Origin of the sequence: Colwellia sp. 75C3 (assembly GCF_002836255.1) — a bacterium.
Taxonomy (GTDB): domain Bacteria; phylum Pseudomonadota; class Gammaproteobacteria; order Enterobacterales; family Alteromonadaceae; genus Colwellia.
The window spans coordinates 90543-114870 of record NZ_PJAU01000060.1 but is presented as its reverse complement, the minus strand read 5'-3'; the positions used below and the strand labels follow the sequence as shown (position 1 = coordinate 114870).

27 protein-coding genes and 1 pseudogene are annotated in these 24328 nt (G+C 38.2%); 13 read left to right on the top strand and 15 right to left on the bottom strand.

Annotated features, from left to right (window positions below; translation table 11 throughout):
* Positions 1-80 precede the first annotated feature (80 nt).
* A pseudogene (csrA, locus tag CXF85_RS23200) lies at positions 81-257 on the bottom strand (carbon storage regulator CsrA); the annotation flags it as partial.
* Positions 258-617: 360 nt separating this feature from the next.
* Between csrA and CXF85_RS19890 the strand changes: the two are divergent.
* The 7 genes from CXF85_RS19890 (at position 618) to CXF85_RS19860 (ending at position 4910) form a co-directional block, all read left to right on the top strand.
* Positions 618-1382 (top strand): MATE family efflux transporter, encoded by a 765-nt coding sequence (locus CXF85_RS19890; protein ID WP_232771280.1) that lies wholly within the window; start codon positions 618-620, stop codon positions 1380-1382.
* Between the two features lie 485 nt (positions 1383-1867).
* Positions 1868-2110 carry a helix-turn-helix transcriptional regulator gene (locus tag CXF85_RS19885; RefSeq protein WP_101230389.1) on the top strand — a complete coding sequence of 81 codons (243 nt, stop codon included), beginning with the start codon at positions 1868-1870 and terminating at the stop codon, positions 2108-2110.
* Entirely contained in the window at positions 2110-2715 is a 606-nt protein-coding gene (locus tag CXF85_RS19880) for a hypothetical protein (protein ID WP_101230388.1), read from the top strand. Before CXF85_RS19885 ends, CXF85_RS19880 begins: the two co-directional genes overlap by 1 nt.
* Positions 2708-3091, top strand: a complete 384-nt coding sequence (locus CXF85_RS19875) for a hypothetical protein (RefSeq protein ID WP_101230387.1) — start codon at positions 2708-2710, stop codon at positions 3089-3091. Before CXF85_RS19880 ends, CXF85_RS19875 begins: the two co-directional genes overlap by 8 nt.
* Positions 3078-3404 carry a hypothetical protein gene (locus tag CXF85_RS19870; protein ID WP_101230386.1) on the top strand — a complete coding sequence of 109 codons (327 nt, stop codon included), beginning with the start codon at positions 3078-3080 and terminating at the stop codon, positions 3402-3404. The genes CXF85_RS19875 and CXF85_RS19870 overlap by 14 nt, the downstream gene beginning before the upstream one ends.
* A gap of 55 nt (positions 3405-3459) precedes the next feature.
* Positions 3460-4218, top strand: coding sequence for a hypothetical protein (locus tag CXF85_RS19865; RefSeq protein WP_157829146.1), 759 nt, complete (start codon positions 3460-3462; stop codon positions 4216-4218).
* A gap of 299 nt (positions 4219-4517) precedes the next feature.
* Positions 4518-4910, top strand: coding sequence for a hypothetical protein (locus CXF85_RS19860; RefSeq protein WP_101230384.1), 393 nt, complete (start codon positions 4518-4520; stop codon positions 4908-4910).
* A 715-nt stretch (positions 4911-5625) separates the two neighbouring features.
* Here the strand turns inward: CXF85_RS19860 and CXF85_RS19855 are convergent.
* From CXF85_RS19855 to CXF85_RS19805, 10 genes are all read right to left on the bottom strand, one after another.
* On the bottom strand, positions 5626-5979 hold the full coding sequence (locus tag CXF85_RS19855) for a hypothetical protein (protein WP_101230383.1): 354 nt from the start codon (positions 5977-5979) through the stop codon (positions 5626-5628).
* Positions 5980-6024: 45 nt separating this feature from the next.
* Complete coding sequence (locus CXF85_RS19850; protein WP_101230382.1) at positions 6025-6237, bottom strand: hypothetical protein; 213 nt, start codon at positions 6235-6237, stop codon at positions 6025-6027.
* Between the two features lie 15 nt (positions 6238-6252).
* Positions 6253-6600, bottom strand: a complete 348-nt coding sequence (locus CXF85_RS19845; RefSeq protein WP_101230381.1) for a hypothetical protein — start codon at positions 6598-6600, stop codon at positions 6253-6255.
* Positions 6601-6658: 58 nt separating this feature from the next.
* The gene (locus tag CXF85_RS19840; protein ID WP_101230380.1) at positions 6659-7126 is read right to left on the bottom strand and encodes a hypothetical protein; all 468 of its coding nucleotides are present in this window, start codon (positions 7124-7126) and stop codon (positions 6659-6661) included.
* Between the two features lie 21 nt (positions 7127-7147).
* Positions 7148-7540, bottom strand: coding sequence for a hypothetical protein (locus tag CXF85_RS19835; RefSeq protein WP_101230379.1), 393 nt, complete (start codon positions 7538-7540; stop codon positions 7148-7150).
* Positions 7537-7716: a hypothetical protein gene (locus CXF85_RS19830; protein ID WP_101230378.1), complete on the bottom strand. Its 180-nt coding sequence runs from the start codon at positions 7714-7716 to the stop codon at positions 7537-7539. The genes CXF85_RS19835 and CXF85_RS19830 overlap by 4 nt, the downstream gene beginning before the upstream one ends.
* 12 nt (positions 7717-7728) lie before the next feature.
* Complete coding sequence (locus CXF85_RS19825) at positions 7729-8106, bottom strand: hypothetical protein (RefSeq protein ID WP_198555718.1); 378 nt, start codon at positions 8104-8106, stop codon at positions 7729-7731.
* Positions 8107-8308: 202 nt separating this feature from the next.
* On the bottom strand, positions 8309-9412 hold the full coding sequence (locus tag CXF85_RS19815; RefSeq protein WP_157829145.1) for a GIY-YIG nuclease family protein: 1104 nt from the start codon (positions 9410-9412) through the stop codon (positions 8309-8311).
* Between the two features lie 38 nt (positions 9413-9450).
* Positions 9451-9915, bottom strand: coding sequence for a hypothetical protein (locus CXF85_RS19810; protein WP_101230375.1), 465 nt, complete (start codon positions 9913-9915; stop codon positions 9451-9453).
* A gap of 848 nt (positions 9916-10763) precedes the next feature.
* The gene (locus CXF85_RS19805; RefSeq protein WP_101230374.1) at positions 10764-12413 is read right to left on the bottom strand and encodes a recombinase family protein; all 1650 of its coding nucleotides are present in this window, start codon (positions 12411-12413) and stop codon (positions 10764-10766) included.
* Positions 12414-12490: 77 nt separating this feature from the next.
* Between CXF85_RS19805 and CXF85_RS19800 the strand changes: the two genes are divergently transcribed.
* The 3 genes from CXF85_RS19800 (at position 12491) to CXF85_RS19790 (ending at position 14930) form a co-directional block, all read left to right on the top strand.
* Positions 12491-13162, top strand: coding sequence for an MATE family efflux transporter (locus CXF85_RS19800; protein ID WP_269801206.1), 672 nt, complete (start codon positions 12491-12493; stop codon positions 13160-13162).
* A gap of 280 nt (positions 13163-13442) precedes the next feature.
* Positions 13443-14306: an alpha/beta hydrolase gene (locus tag CXF85_RS19795; RefSeq protein ID WP_101230373.1), complete on the top strand. Its 864-nt coding sequence runs from the start codon at positions 13443-13445 to the stop codon at positions 14304-14306.
* Between the two features lie 18 nt (positions 14307-14324).
* Positions 14325-14930 (top strand): TetR/AcrR family transcriptional regulator, encoded by a 606-nt coding sequence (locus tag CXF85_RS19790; RefSeq protein ID WP_101230372.1) that lies wholly within the window; start codon positions 14325-14327, stop codon positions 14928-14930.
* A gap of 210 nt (positions 14931-15140) precedes the next feature.
* Here CXF85_RS19790 and CXF85_RS19785 read toward each other — a convergent pair whose 3' ends face one another.
* A complete protein-coding gene (locus CXF85_RS19785) occupies positions 15141-16745 on the bottom strand; it encodes an ABC-F family ATPase (protein ID WP_101230371.1) in 1605 nt (534 codons plus the stop codon).
* A gap of 370 nt (positions 16746-17115) precedes the next feature.
* Here CXF85_RS19785 and CXF85_RS19780 point away from each other — a divergent pair, with 370 nt between their 5' ends.
* Positions 17116-17445, top strand: a complete 330-nt coding sequence (locus CXF85_RS19780; RefSeq protein WP_101230370.1) for a VF530 family DNA-binding protein — start codon at positions 17116-17118, stop codon at positions 17443-17445.
* 402 nt (positions 17446-17847) lie between these two features.
* On the opposite strand, the gene CXF85_RS19775 is transcribed toward CXF85_RS19780, so the two are convergent.
* The 3 genes from CXF85_RS19775 to CXF85_RS19765 all read right to left on the bottom strand — a co-directional run bounded on the left by CXF85_RS19775 (position 17848) and on the right by CXF85_RS19765 (position 21351).
* Positions 17848-19638: a serine hydrolase gene (locus CXF85_RS19775; protein ID WP_101230369.1), complete on the bottom strand. Its 1791-nt coding sequence runs from the start codon at positions 19636-19638 to the stop codon at positions 17848-17850.
* Positions 19639-20123: 485 nt separating this feature from the next.
* A complete protein-coding gene (locus CXF85_RS19770) occupies positions 20124-21068 on the bottom strand; it encodes a LysR substrate-binding domain-containing protein (RefSeq protein WP_101230368.1) in 945 nt (314 codons plus the stop codon).
* Between the two features lie 82 nt (positions 21069-21150).
* The gene (locus CXF85_RS19765) at positions 21151-21351 is read right to left on the bottom strand and encodes a hypothetical protein (RefSeq protein WP_101230367.1); all 201 of its coding nucleotides are present in this window, start codon (positions 21349-21351) and stop codon (positions 21151-21153) included.
* A gap of 76 nt (positions 21352-21427) precedes the next feature.
* Here CXF85_RS19765 and CXF85_RS19760 point away from each other — a divergent pair, with 76 nt between their 5' ends.
* Together CXF85_RS19760 and CXF85_RS19755 are read left to right on the top strand one after the other, a co-directional pair.
* Positions 21428-22936, top strand: a complete 1509-nt coding sequence (locus CXF85_RS19760; protein WP_232771278.1) for a dipeptidase — start codon at positions 21428-21430, stop codon at positions 22934-22936.
* 337 nt (positions 22937-23273) lie between these two features.
* A complete protein-coding gene (locus CXF85_RS19755) occupies positions 23274-24200 on the top strand; it encodes a hypothetical protein (protein ID WP_101230365.1) in 927 nt (308 codons plus the stop codon).
* The last annotated feature ends 128 nt before the right edge of the window (positions 24201-24328 follow it).

Genomic DNA, 24328 nt, shown 5'->3' with positions numbered 1-24328 from the left:
AACAAAGTATCAAAAGTAGTCGTTACTTGCTCTTGTTGAACCTGGTTTTTTGGCTGTTCTGGTTCAACCAAAGTATCACCAGAAGTAGTGCTTTTCTCTTCTTGAATCTTGTTGTATATTTCTTCACGATGAACTGAAACATGCTTAGGTGCATCAATACCAATGCGAACTTGATTGCCTTGTATAGCTAGCACTGTTACTTTGACATCATCATTGATGATCAATACTTCACTTATTCTTCTTGTTAGAATTAACATTGTTGTTCCTTGATTATTGATGAAAGGCTAACATTACAATGAGCCTCATACAATTTTGATTTAACTTTTCGGTGATTATACATCACGGTGTATAAATAAAATATACAAACAATGTGCTTATACTGTTCTAAAGTGTACAAATCTATAAATAGATTAATGCGTTAACATAAAATCAACAATCCATCAAAGCTAGCCGGTAGTTATTAGTTCACTCAACTTTTTGGTGCTGATGTACAAGCAGCCTTTTCGCCTCCTACAATTAAACGATAAAGTGTTGGCGCACAAAATCATCTGAAAGTGCGAGTAAGCTTTACCTTAATCATTTGACTTAAAAACATTCACAAACGGATTTCATCAAAAATGAAAGATCTTACCCAAGGCTCAATTCCTAAACATTTGATCTCGATGGCCTTGCCTATGATGATAGGCATGCTGATTCAAACACTGTATTTCATTGTTGATTTGTATTTTGTTGGTAAGTTAGGCCCCGCTGCACTCGCCGGACTGAGCTTAGCGGGTAATGCGATGTTTTTAATCTTCGCTCTTACGCAAATACTTAATGTTAGTACTGCTGCGCTCATATCTCATGCCGTAGGCGCGAAAGATCAACAAGACGCTAACCTCACCTTCAACCAATCGATGATGTTATCTACTGTACTTGGCGTCATTGTTTGTATCATTGGTTATATCGGAGCAGAATTTTACCTCAACCTAATATCACAAGACCCTGAAACTGTGACCATGGGCTTAGCTTACCTACACTGGTTCATTCCCTGTATGGCGTTGCAATTTATGATGGTTTCTATCAGCTCTGCGCTACGTGGAACAGGTATTGTCAAACCGACTATGGTTATTCAAACGCTGTCTATTTTACTCAATATTATTCTGTCACCTATTTTGATTGCTGGTTGGGGCTCTGGTTATGCCATGGGTATTGCCGGTGCTGGTTTTGCTAGTTCAATATCGGTTGTCTTTGCAGTAATGCTGTTATGTTATTACTTTATTACAACAAAGAGATACGTAAGCATTGATTTTTCTCTATGGCATGCTGATATACCGTGCATTAAAAAATTGCTCGCTATTGGCTTACCTATAAACCATAAGGCTATCTTTTACATCAAATAACAATAAAACCTACCTAATGGTGAATTGGTCTACCAATCAACCACAAGACTGTCTTTACATACCCCCTACAACCCACTTAAATAGGCAGTAAAGGCCGTAAAATAAAATAACGAACACATTGATATAATATTTTATTTAAGCAGCTTACACGCCCATACGTTAACCACAGGCAGTAATTTAAGTTTACAACCGATTAGCGACTAATCGAACAGTACTAAAATACCAGTTATTGTTTGCTATCACTTATTGAGGCCGATACTATCCGTTTCATTAAGCCAACCGCAGTTACAAAAGTAACAAGGCAGCGGAGTTAGGTAATAAAACCTAGCGACTTACTAAAACCACTATTAAGAGGTCACTTAGCGTAAGTTCACTAACTAATGATAATCATTAGGGTGTACTTATACTGGTGGCTTTTTTCGTTTCTGCCCACCAATCACCCACAATTATTATTAGTTCACACAACTTTGTGAGTACTTTTAAACATGAACAATCTACAATTATTACGCTCTAAAGCAACTGCTGAAAAACTTGGTATCAGTAAAGCGACCCTATACAAACGCATTCAAGCAGGATTGATACCAGCAGGTGTTAAGATAGCACTACAGACTACCGTATGGTCAAGCGTTGAACTTGATGCAGTTATCCACGCTATTATGGCTGGAAAGTCTGACGATGAAATGAAAGCGATCGTTAAACTGTTAGTTGCTGAAAGAGGTGCTAGTTAATGGCTGACTTTCCTATTATCAAAATCAAGAACCCTAAAGAATCTATATTGTTTGGTGTGGGTATTAACGACTCTACATCCCAGGTTAAACCAACAGTTAACGGTGTACCTTACGTTTGCCCTGCTTATAGAACCTGGCACGATATGCTAGCTCTTTGCTATAGCACTAAACATAAACACAAAGGTTTTATTGTTTGCCCTGAGTGGCAACGGTTTAGCGTGTTTAAAGTATGGTTTGATTTGAATTACATTAAGAACCATGCACTAACGGCTAGATTAGTATTACCTAATAACAGGGTTTACTGTCCTGAGTTCTGCTTATTCGTGCCTACGCCTATAGCAAGTATAGTTAAGGTTACCCCGAATAAATCAGGGTTACCTGCTGGCGTTAAGATTAATAAAAAGCGGTTTGCGGCTGCTTATTCTGCTAATCGTATACAAATACATTTAGGTACGTTTGATACTGAAATAGAGGCGTATAGGGCTTTCTGTAAAGCTAAATCAGAACAGGTAATAGCTGTTGCTGATGGTTTAGAGGAAACAACACTAAAGCGCGGTTTGTATCGAGTCGCTAAAGCAATTAAACACGGTGGTTATTATGCTTAATAGCTCAGTGACTAGAATTAGTAAGGCTACTACCGATAAGCCAGGCACACGTACCGATAGCAGCCAATCAAACACAAGGTATTATAACAAGTTAGAGCAATACATTGCCATGCTATTACTTGCTGGTTCTCCTGGGTTATGCCCTATCCAAACAGGTAAGGATTTAGTATCAAATGATATTAATACTTTCGCCAATGAACTTAGCAAACATGCAGCTATGACCATAGGCACAAAGCACGCTCTAAAAGGTGTTTATCCTGTTATTGATGCAATAGCATATCTAAACCGTTTAAGGGCAATGAGAGGGGCAGAACGTGCGCCCGTTGACCTAATTGTACAAGTATTAAAAGGATGGTTTATCAGTGAGTATCATTAAACCAAAACTACTACAGCACCAAGTTACAACCGATAGCCAATATATAGAGCTTTACCAGGAGTTTACGCGCTTAACTGGTAAGGCTTACCCCGTTAACCGTGATGGTGTTTTTCTATCTAAAGGTATGGAGGCAGAACAATACAACCGTAATTTATTACTGGATTATGAATTATATGCTAATGAGTTTAACAAAGCTTTGAACGCTGTCGAGGACCCAACAATAGAAACGGAATGGTTGAGAGGTTATCACCTGAAAGCGTTGGTATTAGGTCGTAAACAGCTTTCACAGTATGGGCAAGGACACCACAATTAATAAGTCATTTAGGCGAAAGCACCACATAAAACCTATTAAATTACCTGGAATAGTTATGACAGCAATAATTACAGACCCTAGAGAGTTACTGCAACTAGAACAAGCCGAAAGAAGAAAGAAAATCACCGCTATTAACGCAGAGTACGCAAGCAAAGAAACCCAACTAATACAGGAGATTACAGAGAAACTACTTGAAGAGGACCCAGAACGAATATTTTATAAACTAATGCAACAAAACTGCATAGAAATATTTGACCTGTTGCTGTGTGGCGTTGATGCTAATACAGCTTTAAATATAGTGGCTATTGTTGCCACCACTGGAAAAGATAATCATGTTGCGGCTGACTGGCTAGAAAAGGTTAAACATAGTGGACGAAAACTTCAAGAAAATCATAATTTTGCTTACAGTAGAATGCATATTTTTGGGGGTCCCATTGCTATAGCTAAAATCGAGGCAATGAAAAGGGATAATATTTATTCTGTGGCAGATGTTGCAGAGGCCACAACACTAAACAAGGCGGTTAATATTGTGGCTAAACAAGTGACAGCACACGACAGAATATTGAACCTAGAGGACCGTGTAAAACGCTTAGAAATACAATCAACAGTATCAACTGTGCGCCAGGATATAACAGACGATCGATTAACGGCACTAGAAAACAAAGACATTTCAACCTGGCAAGAAAAAGCTATTGCATTAAAACGTGATGGTAAAAATAACACGCAGATAGCTAAAGCTGTTGATAGGTCCAGGGGTGTGGTGTCTGGGTTTATGAATTCGCCTAGCGCCAAGAAAGCATTAGCAACAAAATAGTGATAGAGAAAAACCCTCTATTGTTTTAATAGAGGGAATTGCCCTTTTACCTTACACTTTTTACCTTACACCCTACGCTTACACTATTAATTTAGTCTAGCAGGGACCCGACAAGCAGCAGCTTGCTGCGCTGGCTTGTTGGGACAGCGACTATATAACAAGATCGAACCATAACAATTAACAATAGTTCCAGGTGTTATATTTATGGCTCAATTCCTTTAGTTTAATTACTTATACAGCAACGGCAGCACACCACTAGCGCGGTGCTGCATGTTGCCACAATACCGAGGTATAGAATATTGATTAGCTCTAAAGAAGTAGTAAAAGAGTATAACAAGGGCCTATCTATAGAAGAGATAGCAGCACAGTATCACCTTAACCCTGATAGCGTACACATGGCCCTACAGGTACACGGCTGCACAGTAGCACCAACAGAGGCAGAACAAGCGATAGCTAATGCCAGGGATAGTAGGACCAGTACCACAACACAGCGCGCTATAGCCTGGATGAATCACAAGGGCTATGACCAGGACACCACCACCTTAATACTATTGGCTCAGGTCATAGAGCTATTGAATAGTAAGGCTAACTATCGTGATGTTATGGCATTAGGTATCGAGGGTATGAAGTCTATTAAGCAGGTAGCAGACTTTAAGAAAGCTTTGAGTTTGTTCGAGGATGTATCAGTATGATTAGGTATACGTAATTGATAGGTATCTATTCATATATGTAGAGGCCCTATGCGTTAATGTAGGGCGTATAAATGATGCTCCTATGTATGGTATGACTAACATTAATTAGGGGTATACCCTTGCCCCCTAGGGGGTATAGCTGGGGTAAATCGAATCATTATTGTTAACACACCGCATCTGAATTTTACATGGGGCAAGTTTTTAGAACTCTACCCCCCATGAATAACTATTCATATAATGGGCTTTTAAATGTTTCAAAGTTTGATTTATACAAAATTTAGTATCAGCGTGTTAACAATACCAAAGGTTTTTACCTTCAGCATACCCCCTGGACAAAACTGTCTTACCCCTGGACATTGATGTCTTTATCATCAACGGGGGGAATGAATATATAATTTATAAAACGTGTAAAATTTAGGGACGGCTGGGTCACCATAGCAAGTGGTTTTACCTCAGGCATACCCCCTTGATTACATTGCTAGTACCATAGGTGCTGACTTGGTGCGTTAAAGACCCTAAACGAGCCATTCTAGGTAGGTAAACCATTCGAGATATATCATCATCCCAGTTCAGGTTTAAAGGGCAGCCTGTACTAGTGGTACGCTCCATTGATTATGGAGAATATAAAAAAAAGCTTTGAGGTTAACGCGCACAAAATCGTGTATCAGTGGGTTAACCATCGGAGGGGCTTACTGTGATTTATTCTAGTGGTATCCTATTTAGGCTTTATCACAATAGACCCGTTAGCCTCACATTCTACAAGAACAACATTTGTATAATAATCTTCTACATTCTTCACCAGGGACTTTTTAAAGCTTGCTGCTTGTCCGTTGTATGATTCGGTATCCAAAAGCATTTTAGTATTTAAAAAGTTAAGTATGATGTTTTTACGGTTCTCTGTTGTTACATCAGACTTCAAGTGTTCATCTATTATTAATGGGTCATAGTGATAAGCGAAAGCGACCGCCCCTGCGTACTTGCCAAGGAATTCACAATCAATACTTTCTTGTGCCTGTGCTGCTGTCGTTAAGGTAAGCGCTATTGCTGCAGATATTAATACTTTTTTCACTGGTTCATAATCCTGATTATTAAGTTATATTTATGTAGTACGGGTTTAGTGTTCGTTTTTTAGTTGCCTAACTGTACGGATAAGTTTTGTTACTTGGTCCTCAAGGTCACTTACTTTACTTTGCAACTCGCTTACCTTGCTTTCATTTTCCCAGATAGCCATGTATAACGTGCTTGTATCATAATCATTACCATCATAATCATGGGCTAGCGCTGTAAAGCTTACCGCTGCCAGGGCTAATAGTATTATTTTCTTCATGGTTCAATTCCTGGTTTAGTGGTTGTTTGCTAGTATGAATACTGCTAATTCTTCTACAGTATTAAAAGATACATACCAGGACCCATCATTTCTTTTTGCTGGTATGTTGGCGGTATGGTTTAGGCACTCTGCGCGCATATCATTAATGTTTATTAAGCGCATAAAAAATAAATTATCTTGCTTACATACTGCGTAATCAGAAATCCATTTAGCGTTACCCATAACCACACCAGGTAACTTAGGGGTAAACCCTGTTACATCATGGTTGTTAAATAGCTGCCCCTCTAAATCTATATTGCATTTACTAAATGCAAATACCGCACCGTGTAGTGCTGCGTTTAATTCTGCGCTTAAATTATTCATGGTTCATTTTCCTGGGTAGTTTGATGAAGGGCTACTTTCATAGACCTGGATAAATTGTTTATAGGCCCCTGGCTTTCATGGACTGTTTGAACTGCTGGAACTCAATAAAACTTTCAAGATAAGGGTCCTCAATAGGTCCTATTACCTCGTGAACCACTTCAGCAAGTGCAGTTGTCGCGGCTTCAGTTTCTACGGCTTCAGGCTCGATTACAGGCTCTGCAGCTATACCGATAATCACCTTCTTTTCTTTTTTCTTTTCTACCTTATGACTTGTGTAACCTGCTGCTAATTCCTTTTCTGCGTGGTCGTGGAATTTCTTATATCTAGCTCTAGTATTTTTTATTACATGGGAACCGTAATCACGGCCCTGTTCTTTTAAATCATCAGTTAATGCTTTTACACTTGGGAAGTATTGAGGATGATTTTTCTTGATAATAATATCAATTCGATTCCACACTTCACGACCTACACAACCAGCTTTAGGTTTTGGTATTCCGTTTCTCTTTTCTTGTTTTTTAGTTGTCACTTGTTGCGCCCTTACTTTTTGTTATTTATTATTCTGTTCTGCTTTCAGTTCAGCCATACGAGACTTGAACCATTCATCTTTACGCGCTTGCTCTGTATCGCTTACCCTTTGGGCCTTACCTGCTTTAAAGTTGTCACCTGTACGTTGACGTTTACCCCCTCTGCTATTGCCCCGTATTTCATCCCTTTCAACCTTGTCAGCGTATGCCTGGAAAGCTTCAACAATAGCTTTGCCACCATCATTCCTATATCCCGTTTTAGGTGCTGGTTTAATTGCGCTCTGGTGACAATGATAATGATTGATGCGCGTATCCGTATGACAGTTGAAAGCATCAAGCGAACCGCTTGTAGCGTAAGCATTTGATGTACATAGAGCCAATGAGCTTAGAGCGAGTATTTTTATTAACTGGTTCATGATTTACCTTTTAACTTTTCTGCGTGTAGTTCTCGTTTAAGCTGTCGATCTTCTGCCGCTCTTATATTCTTTTCTGACTCTATGCGGCTATCCTTTGCACCATCATTAATGCCGCTATAGCTACGGCCCTGAGTCATAGACGACCATTGATAGCCATACTGATAATCGTTATTCATTGTTTTAATTCCTTACCAGGTTAATGTCTTTTTGCTTGCTTTTAGGTCGGTTCGATACATCATGTTTAAGTTGAAATAACTACACATATCAAGAACACCATCACAGTAGGTATCAATTACCTGGTCTAGTATCTTTCGATCTTCAGCAAACATAAGCTTTTTAAATGAGGATAAGTTTTGATTTTCCATCATGCGTAACATTGAGGGCTGACACATATCAACCGCACCATTACAGTAATCCTCCTTAACTTGATAACGAATGTAAGCCGCTACTTCTTTACGTTGTACTAAGCTGTTATCAAAGTCTAACGGGTGTATAAACTGGACTGCTTGTGCTGTCATACATAGAGCCAATGAGCTAATAGCAATAAGTGATACTGACTTAATCATGATAAGTGTTCCTGTTAATTTTAGTGGTTCAAAATGCTATTGAGTTGCGTAATCATTGTGTTTCTAGCTTTCAGGTAACTGGGCCGTGTATGCATTAAATTGTCATGTACACTTATTAAATGCTCTGCATTTGCTGCAGCATGTGCCTTTCTTTTGGCAATGGACGTACTGTTTCTAGGTCGTGAGATACCTTTTAAATTATTCATGCTGCTATTCCTGGCTTAGTTAATTGCTGGTTAAATGTTTCTATTACTTTAATCAATGGCTCTAAATCACCTGGGGATATTGTTTCAGTAAATCCTTGTGGCATATCCTGCTTAGATAAATGGCTAGTCTTAAACTGGCCCTTGATTATATTTTCAAGGTTTAAGGCATCGCGGCCTAGGTCGTACCTATGGGTAAATATAATTCTATGTTTAAATATTGACGAAAATCGAATGCTCTTAATTCTTGTTACTGGGTCGAATGCTATACCGAACTTATACCCCTGAACCTCACTATTTAAGGTTATTTCTTGAATGTATATATATCCTGGTTCGTTCGGGTTAAAGCCATATTTAGCGCATTTAGCGCAGCCTCTACCCACCTTATAAGAGCCAGGTATAATTAAATATTCATGTTCTTTTTCGCACCTAATTTTTACCTTTACCGTATCGCCTTTATATTCGCTTAACTGGATTTCCCCACGACTGATAACCATATTTTTAAAATCAATTCCTGCTTTGATAGGGCAATTACCAGCGCACACCCTGCACCCCCTACCTAGCTTGATTTTATCTGGGGTAATATCGAATTCATGCCCCTTATCACACATAACATTCATGCGAGTTTTAGCGTTTACGTACTGACTTAAAGGGGTGTATCCCTTAGCGTTTAGGGTTTTTAGTGTGCTTTCTTTTGCTGAAATAGGGGAACATTTAGAGCAGGTAGCGCAGCCAGTTACAGCTTGTATATAGGTCCCTGGTGTACTTTGGAATACGTGACCCTTATCACACTTTAATTTTACTTTTGCTTTACTACTCACATAATCAGATAACTGAACATGATTTCTTAATAGTACAAGTGCAGTAAATGAGGCTTTAGCTATTTTAGGGCTTTGCATTGTGCAGTCTGGGCAACCGTGACCCTGTTTAAAAGTGTATGGTGCAACGCTGTAGCCGTGGCCCTTGTCGCATTGCAAGTTAACCTTTACCGAGTCCCCTTTATAAATAGAGGTTAATTTATACCCTCTTTCTATAAGTGATAATTCAAAGTTTCTTTTAGCTATCAATACCCTTTTAACATTCCCGTTAGCTGCAGATAGCAACGCTTGAAACTCTGTTTCACTTAGCTGGTGTACAGTGTTCACGCTTCAGCAGTCCAGCAAGCGCTAGCGCATAAACCATTAGCTATAACGTGTTCTACTCCATCAAGTTCACTTTCAACCTGATAGGCCCCTCTGTATATCGCGACACCTTCAAGTGATTCTGATTCATGCGCGCAATATCCCAATAGGTAGTTAGAGCTAAAGCCTAATGAACCAGTAAAACCGAGCGTTTCAGCGCAGCTAGTGGTATTGTGAACCTCTTCAGCTAATGAGGCTATAACGCTGCTAGTGATGCTCTGCAGCACGTTATTAACTATCAATTGCGCTTCATGCCTCAAACATGCCCATGATGAATCTAGGCCGCTAAAATCTAAATCATCTAAACCATACAAAACAGAATCATGATTCGTGAGGTCTGTATTATCCATAACTGATAATGCTTCACTGTTGTAGTCAATGGAATAATCAAAGTCATGGGGATAACTGCCGCTTATCAGTTCCATAATTTCATCCTGGTTCAATGAACAATCAATCCTTATTTTTGAACTTAGAATATTTTCGATAACGTGGTTACACAAAGAATCGTTAAGACCGTTTAACGTGATGTTGCTCATTATTTTTTACCTTACTATCTGTGTGGTTTTTAATTCCTGGATTGTATAGTGAATACTTGTAGTAACTGTAAGTAAGTGTTGAGAAACCGTAACCCATACGTAACGAATTACTATTTATTGATTTAATCGACCTTTTTGTACAAACATACAAAAACAGGGCGATAATTAACCATATGAATAACTACCCACAAATAGGGCTTAAAACTGCATAGGTGCTGCATAAGTCAGTGAATATACTATGCATATCAAGTTATTCGTTAAGTGGACATAGTGAGGGGTCATTTTAAAGGGCTGTAGCACTATGTCCGATACTGACAAGTATTGGACACGTAGTAACAGAAGTGTAACAGCGGATATTGGTGTATTATTTAATCAGTTGTGAACTTTTACTGATAACAACATATTCAGTTATATTTTAGCTGCAGGACTTTACGCCATAAGGGCGAAAAGTTTTCGACCTTACCAGGAGGTTAAGTTGCGAAACTTTCGCAACCGACTAATAAAACAGGTTGAGACTAGAACACCTGGGAAAATACAGCAATACCTTAATAATGGATTCGACAGAGCCACACAGAACCATTAAAACAATCCTTTGATATAGTTAACAGCCTTAACAATTAAGCAAACTCTATTTGCTTGTTTGGCTGGTCCCATTGAATCTATTGGGCTGTAGAGGTGGAAAATAGCCCAGGTGTTAGGGCTATGGTGTATCGAGGCTAATATTATTGGCTCACTGTTTACAGTTCATCAATGACAGGTAACTGCTCATGTACGTGTGAACCAATAAAATCAGACATACCTGTTTTAACTTCTTTCATATAACCACCATCAATACTGTGCTGTATAGTTCCTGTTGAATAGGTTTTACTTAACTTACCCTTAATACAATCAACCGATCGAGACTGCCCGTTGATTAAGTTAACCTCTATTGTAAAACAGGAATATCCATCATTTTTAGTTACGGTGATATGTGAAATTGATTTACGTATCATCTGCTTTAACTCGACCCTAGCTGCAATATCTGATTGGTTCGGTATATCTTTAATGTTGTCCCATTGTTCAGATAATGAGTTAGTATCAATTTCCGCTATTGCGTTAGCTTCGATCAATGCTGCATCTAATTCTTTTACCTGTTGCTCCAATGTCGCCATTGATTTAGCTAGGGACACAGTAAGCGCTACTTCTAATGCAATAGTATTAAACTCAGCTATCTTGTTTTTCTTAGTTAATATATCTAATTCAATAGTAGCTATTTGCTGTGAGTTATCAATTCTATTTGCTTGCTTACCAATTTCATCAGCACAAATATTAACTATAGCTTTGTCGATGTAATCCGCTCGAACAGTCCAACCTGTACAACCGTTAGTTGCTTGTTTTTTACGTGCGTGTCTACAGAAATAACTAACTACAGATTTTGTATTGATAGCCGAACCAGCAGCACCGCCACAACAAGCACAATCAAAAATACTCATTCCTGTTAACAATGATACTCTGTTGCTTTCTGTTGCTGGTATTGCGCGTGATTCGCGTATCTTAACAAGCTGGTACGCTGCAACATCTGATAATAACCGAGGGTAATACCCTTTTAATGTATGGGTCACATCATCCATTATTAATACTCTATCACCTGTTAATGACCCTTGTACGTGCAATTTTCGTATTAAATCAATACGCCAGGTAGCCGTATTTTTAGCATCGTACTTACTATCTATAATAGCTTTTACTTTCATAGGTGATAAACCATCAATTAAAAGTGCTGCTATTTCCTGGGCAATTGGAAAGTAATAACTATCAGGTTTTACCGTTCCATCTGATGTATTGATAAACCAAGGATGCGAGCCAACCGATTTAACAGCAAAGGCGAAACCATCAGGGCTGCGCTTTCCGCTTTGATGCTCGTTTATTATCTTCATAGCGTTACCTTTAGTTCGTGTAGACTTTTTAACGCTTTCCTCGTTTGCTACTGCAAAGGCTATTAAACTCATCATTAAATCAGCCATTAAACTATCTGAATCGTTAACGTATAGACGATTATCAATAGTGGTGTGAATACCTACCCCTTTAGATATGATATTTAATAATAGACTGACTGCACTAGTTAAATGCTGGCGCGATAATCTATCTAAGGAAAACATAACAATGATTGAACCAGGTTCAATATCACCAGAACTAATTAACGCTATCAATCGGCCTAATTCGTTTTCTAAATGGGACCCTTTAAAAGCTGACTTACCAACATCACTAAAAGTACGTGAATCAATTTCTAGCTGATACTTATCCGATAGTTGATTCATTACTTCAATGTCTTGCTGTTGCGCTAGTCCTGTACCGCTTGTTTGCTTGGTTGTACTAATGCGCGAATAGTTTATTAATGTTGGTTTGCTCATGGTTTAATAGCTCTGTGTGGACCAGTATGGGCAGGAATATACTACAATCAATAAAGCTTATCTAGTGGCCCATTGGCTTGCCTGCCGGTGGAGAGTTCTTTTTGATGTTTATTTATATGGCCGCTATTTATTGGTTAATTCAACCTTTTGGCGCTGATGCCCAAGCTGCTTTTGGTCTTGGATCGCGGGTAATGCAAGCGCTATTTTTACCCGCTATGGCTATTGCTTTTGCCGCACCTGCGATTGCAGGGCAAAACTTTGGCGCACAAAATTACCAAAGAGTGCGAGAAACCTTTACTTGGACTGCCATTATGACCTGCTCATTAATGGCTGTTATCACTTTAGTTTGCTTAACCCAAGCGGAATTAATGCTGAAAGGTTTTTCTGATGATAAAGAAGTGATCTTGATTAGCGTGATCTTTTTGCAAATGATTTGTTGGAACTTTGTACCCGCTGGTTTGGTTTTTACCTGTTCAGGAATGTTTCAATCGCTGGGTAATACCATGCCCGCTTTACTCAGTACCGCTACCCGTTTAATCACTTTTATATTGCCTGCTCTTTGGTTATCAAAACAAAGTGACTTTCAAATAGAACAGCTTTGGTATGTCTCTGTCGCTACAGTTTGTATTCAAGCATTGGTCAGTTTCTGCTTTCTTAGGCGTGAGTTTAAAAAGCGTTTACCCAGTAATGACTTGCCTAAATACAGTAATGGCAACCTTGAGGAAAATAACCTTAACAACAACTTATAGACAGAAAACGATTTATTAACACTCAAAACAACCATAATACAGACATTGTGGTTACTAATAAAACTGAAGCCCGTGCACACTTATCCCTTCAAAGTAACACAACAATCTTCCGCCATCCTCCGCTAAGAAACCGTAAGAATTAATAAAGCCCTTTACAAAATAGTACAGTCGAACTATTATAATAACACAGTCGTACTATTTTATTGGGTGGACATTAATATGGATTTAATTTTGGATATAACATTGGACTTAACTATAGATATAACTGTGGGCATAAATAATGAAATTTAGTTACTTTAACAAAAGTGGTTCGCGGTTTGGATTGACGTCAATCGCACGAGGAATCACCTCGACATTAAGCACATTAGCGCCGAAATTTAGTGCGTTGCTCGGCGAGACAATATTAATGAAACCTTATAGCCGACGTGAATATTATTTTGAGCATATCAAACCAGACAAAGAGCTAAACCTGCAAACATCAATGGGCATAGCCCATGTTAATTTATTCGGTTCAGGCGATAGGGTTGTTATCGCCAGCCATGGTTGGGGCGATAACAGCAACAGCTTCGATCAAATGATCCTTAGCTTAACCCGACAAGGTTATACCGTTGCGGCAATAGATCATATCGGTCATGGAAGGTCCTCTGGCAATAGTTCAAATTTACTCAGCTTTATCGAGACGCTTGAGTTACTCATTGAACAGTTTAATGAGGAACGTATCGAGGTTGACGCAATTATTGGTCATTCGATGGGCGCTATCGCTGCGCTAAACCTGCCCAATTATTTACTAGAAAGTAAGAAGGTAATATTAATCTCCTCTCCGATTAAGTTTTTTGAATTAATGTTTGAAAAAGTAGAGCAAGCGGGGATTTCAAGAAAATTACTCACCCGAGTATTAGAAAGTATTAGTCATCAACACGGCAAAAAATGGCAGCAATTAACCACTGAGAATAATCGCGATAAATTAGCCTTAGATTTAACGTTTATTCATGACCGTCAAGATAGATATGCCCCATTCGACGATGTGACACAGTACTTACAACAAGAAAAAAACACCTTAATTGAAACACAAGGACTTGGTCACAGAAGAATTTTAAGCGATACTAACGTCATTAAGAACATAACACAGGTTTTATCTGCTTAATGAGTAAAGGCTATCGAAATGAATAAAGGCGAACGCACTCGTTTAGAAATACTTAAACAAAGCATAATACACAGTAGTCAGTATGGCCTTGCCGATATAACTATTGGCACGGTTTCTAAGTTATGCAATTTATCAAGAACGGGGGTAATTTCTCACTTTGATAATAAAGAAGATATGCAAATAGCCATACTAGAATATGGTGAGGAATTATTTAGAACACGAGTGATCAAAAAAGCGTGGCGAGAAGATCCCTTAGATCACGTCATTGCTTTACTCGAAAACTGGGCCGATTGGACCAGTGAAATGTTTATAGAACATCAAGTAAGTTGCCCTTTTATCAAGGCTGTAGTCGAGTTTCAAAACAGACCATCATCAAAAGTTAGAACGTATACCATTGATCAACAAAACAGATTGATCAGCTACCTCACCCATAGAATTGTACGTTGTGTTGAACAAAATAAATTAACGGCAGACGTTGAAAGTATCGCCATTGCTTACGAACTTTACAGTCTCTATTTAGGACATGCTATTACGCAGCACACAGTGCCAATCAACGCCGCGAATACCTTATTTAAAAACAGTGTTGCTAGGCTATTGAAGCAATACCAAGTTATTAGTGATTAAGTTAACTCTACTTAAATGTTAAAACGAAAGTCAAAATAGTTTAGCGCCCATAACTAAACACCAACAAAAAATTGTCATATTTCCCCGAACTTAAACGAAAAAAAGTTAAGGTGCGATTAACAGCCTTAACTTTTTTAGTACTTATTTTACTTTATGAAGCTTTACTTAAAAAACGTACTTAAAGATGCTTCATCAAAGAAAATCTTAAGCCTATGCGCTTTTTTGAGCCTGCATTTGGCTATCAAGGTACTCATCTAAAGAGCCTTGGAAATCAATTAATTTTTTATCTTTAATATCAATAATTCGCGTTGCTAGTGATGAAACAAACTCACGGTCATGACTAACAAAAATTAACGTGCCTTCGAAGTCTTTCAACGCATTATTTAATGCATCAATCGCTTCGATATCCATGTGGTTAGTCGGCTCATCCATGATTAATACATTGATATCAGCCATCATTAACATACCAAATAACAAGCGGTTCTTTTCACCACCTGAACAGTTACGTGCTTTTTTATTCGCATCGTCGTCAGTAAATAACATACGACCTAACATGCCACGAACACTTAAATCGTTGTGACAAGGTCTACGCCATTGTGACATCCATTCCATCAGTGTTAATTCATTATCAAAGAATGAACCACTATCTTGCGGGCAATAACCTACAGAAGCATTTTCAGACCATTTAACAACACCTTCAATGTGCTCTAATTCGCTCATTAAACAACGTAACAAGGTAGTTTTACCCACGCCGTTTTCGCCGATAATAGCTAATTTAGCACCAGCTTCTAGTAATAAGTCGCCATTTTTAAACAATACTTCGCCATCAAAACCATGACTTAGGTTTTCAAGTTCTAACGCTTGACGATGCATTTTTTTGCCTGGAGCAAAAGCAATCTTCGGAGTAATACGACTAGATGATTTAACATCATCAAGTTTAATTTTATCCATTTTCTTAGCACGAGAACTTGCTTGTTTCGCTTTTGAAGCGTTAGCACCAAAACGGTTAACAAAGTCTTGTAGTTCCGCGATTTCAGCAACTTTTTTATCATTACCCGCTAATAACTGTTCACGTAATAAACCAGACTGCGCTAAGAAGAACTCATAGTTACCTGGGTAAACACGTAATTCACCGTAATCAATATCTGCCATATGTGTACATACAGAGTTAAGGAAATGTCTATCATGGGAAATGATAATCATGGTGCATTTACGTTTGTTCAATTCACCTTCTAACCAACTGATGGTATGAATATCCAAGTTGTTGGTAGGCTCATCGAGTAACAAAATGTCTGGGTTAGCAAACAAAGCTTGTGCAAGTAGAACACGTAGTTTCCAACCTGGCGCAACTTGCTGCATTGAACCGTAGTGAAAAGATTCTTCAATACCAGCTTCTAATAATATTTCGCCCGCACGACTTTCTGCGGTGTAACCGTCCATTTCTGCAAATTGGCTTTCTAAGTCACCAACACGCATACCATCGGCTTCACTCATCTCTGCTTGTGCGTAAATAGCATCTCTTTCTTGCTTTACTTTCCACAAAGGCATATCGCCCATGATCACAGTATCAATTACATTGTGTGTTTCAAAAGCAAACTGATCTTGGCCCAAAGTGCTTACTTTGTTGCCTGTACTTACTGATACATTGCCAGAGCTTGGCACTAAATCACCACTAAGTATCTTCATAAATGTTGACTTGCCACAGCCATTTGCACCAATCAAACCATAGCGGTGACCGTTGCCAAATTTAGCCGAAATGTTTTCAAATAACGGCTCTGCGCCAAATTGCATTGTGATATTACTTGTTGTGATGATAAGCCTATACTCCGAGCTAAAATTGTTTCATGGATATTTCAAGGCGCGTAGTATATCTGATTTGCTGGTTTAATGATAATGATAATTAGATTAGTTGTATAAATAATAAACTACTCAGTAATATCAGATTTCACGTGATTGGCTCGATATTTTATTGTGAGACATAGGGTTATCGTATACAGACATGTTTAGCCCACTCAGTTCGCTAAGCAGAAGTCTCAACGTTGCTTCCGCTAAGACCTGCTCTAAGCTCACTGAGGACATTAGCTTTCCCATAAAGTTCTAGGTGTACTTTTACCTGGGTTAAGCGCATAAGTCTGTCAATATTTAGGAAACTTGTTACAATACTATTTTTGATTTTAAGTAGACTATGAATAAAAGTAATGATCCACTACACGGCGTGAAACTTGAACAGATTCTAACCGAACTGGAGAAGAAAATTGGTTGGGATAAGATGGGTGAGTTACTTAACATTCGTTGTTTCACCAATAAACCGCGCCTTAAATCAAGTTTGAAATTTCTGCGTACAACCCCTTGGGCACGTAGTAGAGTTGAAATTTTATACCTAAAAACATTTTGTAGTAAGCACAAAGAAACGGGGAAATTAATCAGGGGGATACTCGCCCAGAATACAGCCGTAGCAGAAAAAACTTCCACTAAGCCCGCTGCTTTTGTGTGGCCAACATCGAAAAAAAAATAGACTTATGCCACACTGAAGACATTAATATTTGAAAATTTTTGTATGTTTTGATCTACAACGGGCATGGCTTAACAATCAAATTCCTCTAGCGGTTTCCCGATAGCTGACCTTCCCCATAGATAAAAACGTTAAGCTTTTGATGATGGCTTTTTACCAATAAGTCGTCCAGCCTCTATGTGAACTAAGCTGCCGTTGGTATTCCACATCTTAATGCTAACTAATACCACTTTGCTGCCCTAAGGTTTTAGTGCCATACCGACAGTTTTAGGACAGTAAGCGGTCATAACATAAGACCCTAATCAATATATCTAGCAGTCACGATGAGCACAAAACGGCCAGTCGCAATGTTAAGTACATAATAACTGACACTACTATTTTTTGATGGTTAGAAAATATTCCTAATTATTTTGATTGTGCCTTTTTATTCTCTAAGTCAGCAACCCCCTTCAATGCAGATGCAAATTTCGGATCACGTTTAAGTGCATTATGGTAATGTTCAATTGCTTTATCAATATTACCTGACTCCTGATAAGCTAGAGCTAGACTATCCCAAGTGTTAGCTGAGTCAGGGTACAGGTCGGTATTCATCGTTAGTATCTTGATGGCGTAAACACTATTATCTTTCATTGAACTTAATCCAGTATTGTTGAGATACCCCTCTGACACAGAAGCTTCGCTAGGACTTTCTGTCAATAGCTTTTCATATACTGTTAGTGCATCAGCATAGATACCTTTCTCAAGAATATCAGCTGCCAGATGGACATTTTTATCCAATCGAATGTGCGGCCTGTATGTACCATCACCAAGTACAAAATTTAACTGTAAAGCGTCATCATTATTAGTAAAGATTATTGGTGTAGTACGTTCTCTGCGCATGAACAAACCATCGCCAGTGTAGAGCAACTCATTCGCCTTCTCACCGGCATACCTCATAAATAATTTGCCCTGCTGATGTGTAATTGAAATTGAAGATGATGCGTTATAGCGGTAGCGACCTGTGTATTTACTAATTAACTCTTCAGGGATAGCTAATATTTCATTAACAGCATATCCATCCCAACTATAAGTATGTGCAACAGCGTTCACTACCTCATTTATAAATGCAGGGTGGTTGGAGTTAATCATCACCACAACACCGTCTCCATTATTCATGTGAGATGTTAGTTGTGAAGAAAATCCCTCATCCCAACCGCCATGGGAAAAATAACTTGAGCCTCCACGTTTACTAATACCCCATCCAAGTCCATAACCTGCATCAACAGGAGTCGCCATAGTTTCTGCCATACTTTTGCTTATAAGCTGACTTTCACCATTCAATGCTTTTTGCATTTCAATAGTAAATAAGGCTAAATCATTAGCAGTAGTCCACAAACCCGCAGCTGCCATTTCAGGATAGATATGACGCTTTCCTGGAACTGCCACACCATCAGGTAACACACCAGCCGCAGCATGTTTAAGTAAATTGGGTGGTAGCGGTTGATTATATGTACTTTGCATCATCCTTAACGGTTTTATTAGCATTTCATTTAACAAGTCATCAAATTGCTTACCAGTGACATCACTCATCATAAGCTGAGCAATAGTGTAACCACCTCCTGAATAGCGAAAACCTTCGCCAGGTAATTTATCCACTCGAACAGGCGATGAATTAGCAGGTCCAGAACCCTCAAGCACCTGCAACACAGTAGGCACTTTCTTTCCTTCTGCATAGCCACCAAATCCATGAACACTTACACCGCCTGTATGGCTTAATAAATGCCTCAATGTTACCTTGGCTTGTGCTGTGAATTTGTTATTAGGAAGTTTCCAACTCTTTAGAAATGAGTTTACATCAGCATCAAGAGAAAGTTTACCTGCCTCAACTAACTGTAAAGCACCAAAAGCTGCAAAAGGTTTGGAAACAGAACCCGCCTGAAATAGAGTCTTATTATTAGCGATTTTACCTGTTTCCCGATCTGCTAATCCATAAGTTTTAAACCAAACAACCTTGTGATCTTGAATAACTGCTATGCCCACTCCTGGCACACCATAATTTTTCATGCGTTCATGCAATGTCCAAGGCTTATCTCCTTTGAATACATTGGCAGGTAACAAGCCGTTCTCTACTGCTTTAATCTGCTTGCCTAGTTGGTCTGCCCAGATGGAAGGGGTAATTAAAGATAAAAATAATACTAAGATACGAAAATGATTCATTTGATACCTACTATAAAAGATTGTTAAGAATGAATTAGCAAAAGCAATACACTAATTTTGTTATTATTTTCTATGGGACACAATTTAGTTCTATTGAGAATATATATCAAATATGGACAGGCTCATTATGTCTCTTAATCGGACTTAGTTACTAAAAGCGTTTTCTTTGTTGCTGTATACCGCCCCATCCAAAAGACTATAAATAACGTTCAGAAGTTATAAGGGAATCATTAATTATAACGACCGTTTTATGTCTGGGAGCTGCTGTTAGTGGAGCAAGCTCTTACGTCAGCAATGCGCACAAAGTGATCATTAATAATGAGATGATGAACGACCGCTTTGGTGGCGAAGCGGACTATCTGTTGTTATAGATCTAAGCCGAAATTAGGACCGCTTAGGTGGCAAGTGTGCATATTGCACAATACTGATAGAGAACCTAAAAGAATAATTGCCCTTTAGTAGCAAAAATAAGTATTTATATTTTCCTATAAACTAGCATGACTTATAGCCGCTAAGGTACTTTGTTCATCTAACAGGGTTTCTTCCTTAAGCCAGGAGATAAATACATCTAGACGTGATTTTTTCGCCGAATTAGGATCAAAAACAAAGTATCGTTTGAAGGAAATAGGATGTTTGATATTAAACGGAATAACCAACTGTCCTGTAATCACATATTGAGAGAAAAGCGCTTGTGATGCTAAAGTAAAACCATGACCACTCAGTACTGCACTTAACGCCAAATCTCCAGTGCTAACCTCTGTCCATTTTTTATGACATCGATAGTTTTCAACACCCGCTGCCTTAAACCACGTAGGCCAGTCAATACTACCTTGATTTTCTAAGCTAACTAACCAGCACTTCAAAACATCTTGCGGCTCTTTAAAGTTATATTCTTTCATCAATTGTGGTGAGCAGGCCGGATAAACATGATCTTCAGCAATAAATTCATAAGTCATCTCATCACTGGTATCTACTTCTTTATTGGTAATAAAGCGAATAGCTAAATCGATATGACCTTGGCGCAGATCTTCAATACCATTTGAAGAAACAACTTTTATTTTGATTTCAGGATGTTTAATTGAAAACTTATACAACCTAGGCATAAGCCATAAAGAAGTAAACGCTTGAGTGGAGGTGATGGTTAAGGCACCAGCAACCTCTTCTGTTTGAATACTATTAAAGCCTTTTAACAGTGTATTAAACGCGGTATGAGTTGCCATATAAAGCTTTTCACCACTTTCGGTTAATTCCATCTTCCTACCGTTACGGGTAAACAATCTGCTACCCATAGCCGCTTCTAACTGCCTCATTTGTTGGCTGACGGCGGCTTGTGTAACAAATAATTCTTCTGCTGCTTTACTGTAACTTTGATGGCGAGCTGCACTTTCAAAGCTACGTAAATTATTTAGCTGTTTTAATCGCTTATCCACTTTAACTCTCCTTTAATCAAATAAAACCACAAGGTGCATAAGCTGAACTTATGGGGCGGTTAAATTCTTATTGTTGGTTCATTTAGGCTTTTATCGCCACAATACCTTCAAGCAACATAATGAGGTAATTTAAAATGAACACACCAACAGCTAAAAACACTAACACAGAACTAACAAAAGTACTTAAATCAGAAAACTGCTGTGAAAATATAACTAACTCTCTCAGTACTTTCAACCGAATGCTTGTTAACACTTCAAATAAGCTAGGGTTATCGAAAGCCATTTATTATAAATAGTAGTAATATCAAGCCACAGAAAATTTTTCTTCTAACAAAAAGAAAAAACACAGGACAATACCCATGAAAAAAATCAGCTATCTAACGTCTCTATTACTCTCTTGTACCTTGTTAATACCTTTAACAGGCTTTGCTGGAGTTAGTGACGTTGCCACCAAAGCTGCACAATATGCAGAATCAACATACCAAAAAGAAATGATCGAAAGCTTACGTCAATTAATGACGTTTAATACCGTAGCAATCGAAGGTGTAAACTCTCCTGATAATCCAGCTCACCAACAATTTAAAACTGAGCTGGCCAAACAAGCAAAAACGTTAGGTTTAGACTACACCGATTATGGTTATGTGGTAATTATTGGCTTAGGTGATAGCAAACAACGTGTCGGCATGATCACACATGGAGATATTCAACCTTTTAATGCAAGTAAATGGGCACAATCCCCGTTAACGCTAGATCAAATCTCTGAGCCGGGGAAACTTATCGGTAGAGGTACTGAAGATGATAAAGGGCCAATAAGTAATGCTCTATATGCAATGAAATCAATCAAAGATTTAAAAATAAAGCTAAATAAGCGTATTGAATTATATGTTTACATGGCTGAAGAGTCAGATTGGGAGCCATTGCGTCAACATATCAAGCATCACTCTCTACCACAGGTCAACATCACCCTTGATTCTGAATACCCTGTGGTAACGGCAGAAAAAGGTTATGGCACCATAAGCATGACTTTCCCTAAAACAAACGAGACATCAAGCAAAGCTTATATTAGTGAATTTACCGGTGGTTTTTTTGGTAGTCAAATTCCAGAAGACGCTCATGCAAATATTGAGAATGCGAATGAAAAACTGCTCAATAAAATAAAGCAAAGAGCTAAGTCTCACGTAGGTATGAGTTATAGTTACCAATGGCAAGCTGAACGTCTAAGCATTAGCGCACTGGGTAAATCTGCTCATTCTTCTAAACCTGAATACGGTGTAAATGCTATTACTCACTTAGCAGATCTATTAGCAGTAAATCATTGGCCAAAGAATACTAGCGGCGCTTTAGTTAATTTTCTAAATGATCACCTTGGTTTAGGTTTATATGGTAAGAAGTTTGGTGATATAGCTTATAGCGATGATTTTATGGGACCAATGTCGGTTCAACCTACCGTACTTAAAACAACAGACAAAGGTATGCAGTTAAATATCAATATCCGCCGACCGAGCGGTAAAACAACCAAGCAACTAGAAGATGAAATAAACTCAACGCTAGTACAATGGCAACAACAAAACCAAGTAAAATTAGTAGACGTTAGTAATGAAATCAATGAACCATTTGTGCAAAAAAGTGCGCCGCAAATAGAGACTTTACTCGACGTATTCTCATTTTATACCAACATAGTTGATGCAAAACCTATCTCTATTGGTGGCGGTACTAATTCAAGACTTTTCCCTAATGCAGTCAGTTTTGGTCCTTCAATGCCAGGAACTCAATATACAGGGCATTCAGAGCATGAATTTATTACCAAGGAACAGTTTGTATTAAATCTGAAAATGTACACTGCGGTACTGATTGAGTTAGCAAAATAATCCCTCTTAAAAATCTTAAAATATAACAGAATAAGCAACAAGCTTAGTCTGTTACCCCCACTTTAGACTGAGTAATTATGCGATAAATAACTCACGCTCAACTCAGTCTAAAACAGATGTATGCTAAATCACTTACAAAACCTCGATAAAAAAAATTACACCCTGATTAAGTTTTCCGTGCTATTTTAGCGTGAAATTAAATCCATACCTGTATTTAAGTAAATAACGAAAGCCGATAGCTTGTTAAAAATCAATGTCACAAATGATGTTAACTGCCTCTACTAAAAGAAATTAAGGGCTGCTTTGGTTAAGATGTTTAACTTACCTTGGAAAAATAATGATAAAAAAATCGCTTTACACGATAGTCCTCATTGGCTTTTTAATCGTGTTAATACTTACTCTGACTGCAACTCATCAGCTTTATAGCAGCAAGGTAGTTACCTTAGACAGTATGCTTAAAGAAATTTCGGGTATTGAAGTCGACAAGGCGGGTAATTTTTGGGGCATTAATGATGGCGGCAATTCAGCGCAATTACATCAAATAAAAAGAGATGGAACGGTTAGCAAATCAATCACTATTACCAATGCAAAAAATCTCGACTGGGAGGATATGACTCAAGACGACTTTGGCCATTTTTTCATTGGTGATTTTGGTAACAATGACAATAAACGTAAGTGGTTAACCATTTATAAAATTGAAAACCCGATAGATATTAAAGGCACTGAAACGGAAGCTGAAATAATTAAATTCACTTTTCCTGAGCAGTTGAACTTCCCGCCAAAAGCCTCTGAAAAAAACTTTGATTTAGAAGCCTTTGTTTTTTACAAAAAAAACTTATACCTGTTTTCGAAAAACCGGACCGAGCCTTTTGATGGTGATACCAACTTATATAGAATTGGCGATCATGCTGATAATTATCAAGCCGATTTTATTAGTAACTTTAATACCTGTACCACCCATGAAAAACTTTGCTGGATAACGTCTGCGGCGTTAAGCCCAGATAGAAGTAAATTAGTATTATTAGACTCTGAACGATTATGGCTATTTGAAAATTGGCAAGGCGATGACTTTTTCTCAGGCGATGCTTATAAAATTGATTTAGGCATAGTCACCCAAAAAGAAGCGGTGACATTTTTTGACGAGAACACCATCATATTTACCGATGAAGAGTTTAATGGCATCGGTCGAAACTCTTATATGATTAAACTCGACCAAGTCACTAAAGAAATAGTAACAAAGCAACCAATAGATTCCAGTTCATAAAAGTTACTATCCTTTTTTATCCACTAATGAAGTAGAGTGTATATACTCGTTACCAGTCAAGATGTATGTTTCAGAGCGCTTGAGCACTTTCAATTCAAGGCGCTGTGATGAAATAATGGCTATTCCTT

Excerpts from the sequence above, each read along its gene's own strand:
- CXF85_RS19835 (WP_101230379.1), bottom strand. The coding sequence starts at position 7,540 with ATGAACCAGTTAATAAAAATACTCGCTCTAAGCTCATTGGCTCTATGT.
- CXF85_RS19805 (WP_101230374.1), bottom strand. The coding sequence starts at position 12,413 with ATGAGCAAACCAACATTAATAAACTATTCGCGCATTAGTACAACCAAG.
- CXF85_RS19875 (WP_101230387.1), top strand. The coding sequence starts at position 2,708 with ATGCTTAATAGCTCAGTGACTAGAATTAGTAAGGCTACTACCGATAAG.
- CXF85_RS19755 (WP_101230365.1), top strand. The coding sequence starts at position 23,274 with ATGATAAAAAAATCGCTTTACACGATAGTCCTCATTGGCTTTTTAATC.
- CXF85_RS19825 (WP_198555718.1), bottom strand. The coding sequence starts at position 8,106 with ATGATTAAGTCAGTATCACTTATTGCTATTAGCTCATTGGCTCTATGT.
- CXF85_RS19765 (WP_101230367.1), bottom strand. The coding sequence starts at position 21,351 with ATGGCTTTCGATAACCCTAGCTTATTTGAAGTGTTAACAAGCATTCGG.
- CXF85_RS19760 (WP_232771278.1), top strand. The coding sequence starts at position 21,428 with ATGAAAAAAATCAGCTATCTAACGTCTCTATTACTCTCTTGTACCTTG.
- CXF85_RS19845 (WP_101230381.1), bottom strand. The coding sequence starts at position 6,600 with ATGAATAATTTAAGCGCAGAATTAAACGCAGCACTACACGGTGCGGTA.
- CXF85_RS19790 (WP_101230372.1), top strand. The coding sequence starts at position 14,325 with ATGAATAAAGGCGAACGCACTCGTTTAGAAATACTTAAACAAAGCATA.
- CXF85_RS19865 (WP_157829146.1), top strand. The coding sequence starts at position 3,460 with ATGACAGCAATAATTACAGACCCTAGAGAGTTACTGCAACTAGAACAA.
- CXF85_RS19885 (WP_101230389.1), top strand. The coding sequence starts at position 1,868 with ATGAACAATCTACAATTATTACGCTCTAAAGCAACTGCTGAAAAACTT.
- CXF85_RS19810 (WP_101230375.1), bottom strand. The coding sequence starts at position 9,915 with ATGGAACTGATAAGCGGCAGTTATCCCCATGACTTTGATTATTCCATT.
- CXF85_RS19775 (WP_101230369.1), bottom strand. The coding sequence starts at position 19,638 with ATGAATCATTTTCGTATCTTAGTATTATTTTTATCTTTAATTACCCCT.
- CXF85_RS19830 (WP_101230378.1), bottom strand. The coding sequence starts at position 7,716 with ATGAATAACGATTATCAGTATGGCTATCAATGGTCGTCTATGACTCAG.
- CXF85_RS19795 (WP_101230373.1), top strand. The coding sequence starts at position 13,443 with ATGAAATTTAGTTACTTTAACAAAAGTGGTTCGCGGTTTGGATTGACG.
- CXF85_RS19780 (WP_101230370.1), top strand. The coding sequence starts at position 17,116 with ATGAATAAAAGTAATGATCCACTACACGGCGTGAAACTTGAACAGATT.
- CXF85_RS19850 (WP_101230382.1), bottom strand. The coding sequence starts at position 6,237 with ATGAAGAAAATAATACTATTAGCCCTGGCAGCGGTAAGCTTTACAGCG.
- CXF85_RS19890 (WP_232771280.1), top strand. The coding sequence starts at position 618 with ATGAAAGATCTTACCCAAGGCTCAATTCCTAAACATTTGATCTCGATG.
- CXF85_RS19880 (WP_101230388.1), top strand. The coding sequence starts at position 2,110 with ATGGCTGACTTTCCTATTATCAAAATCAAGAACCCTAAAGAATCTATA.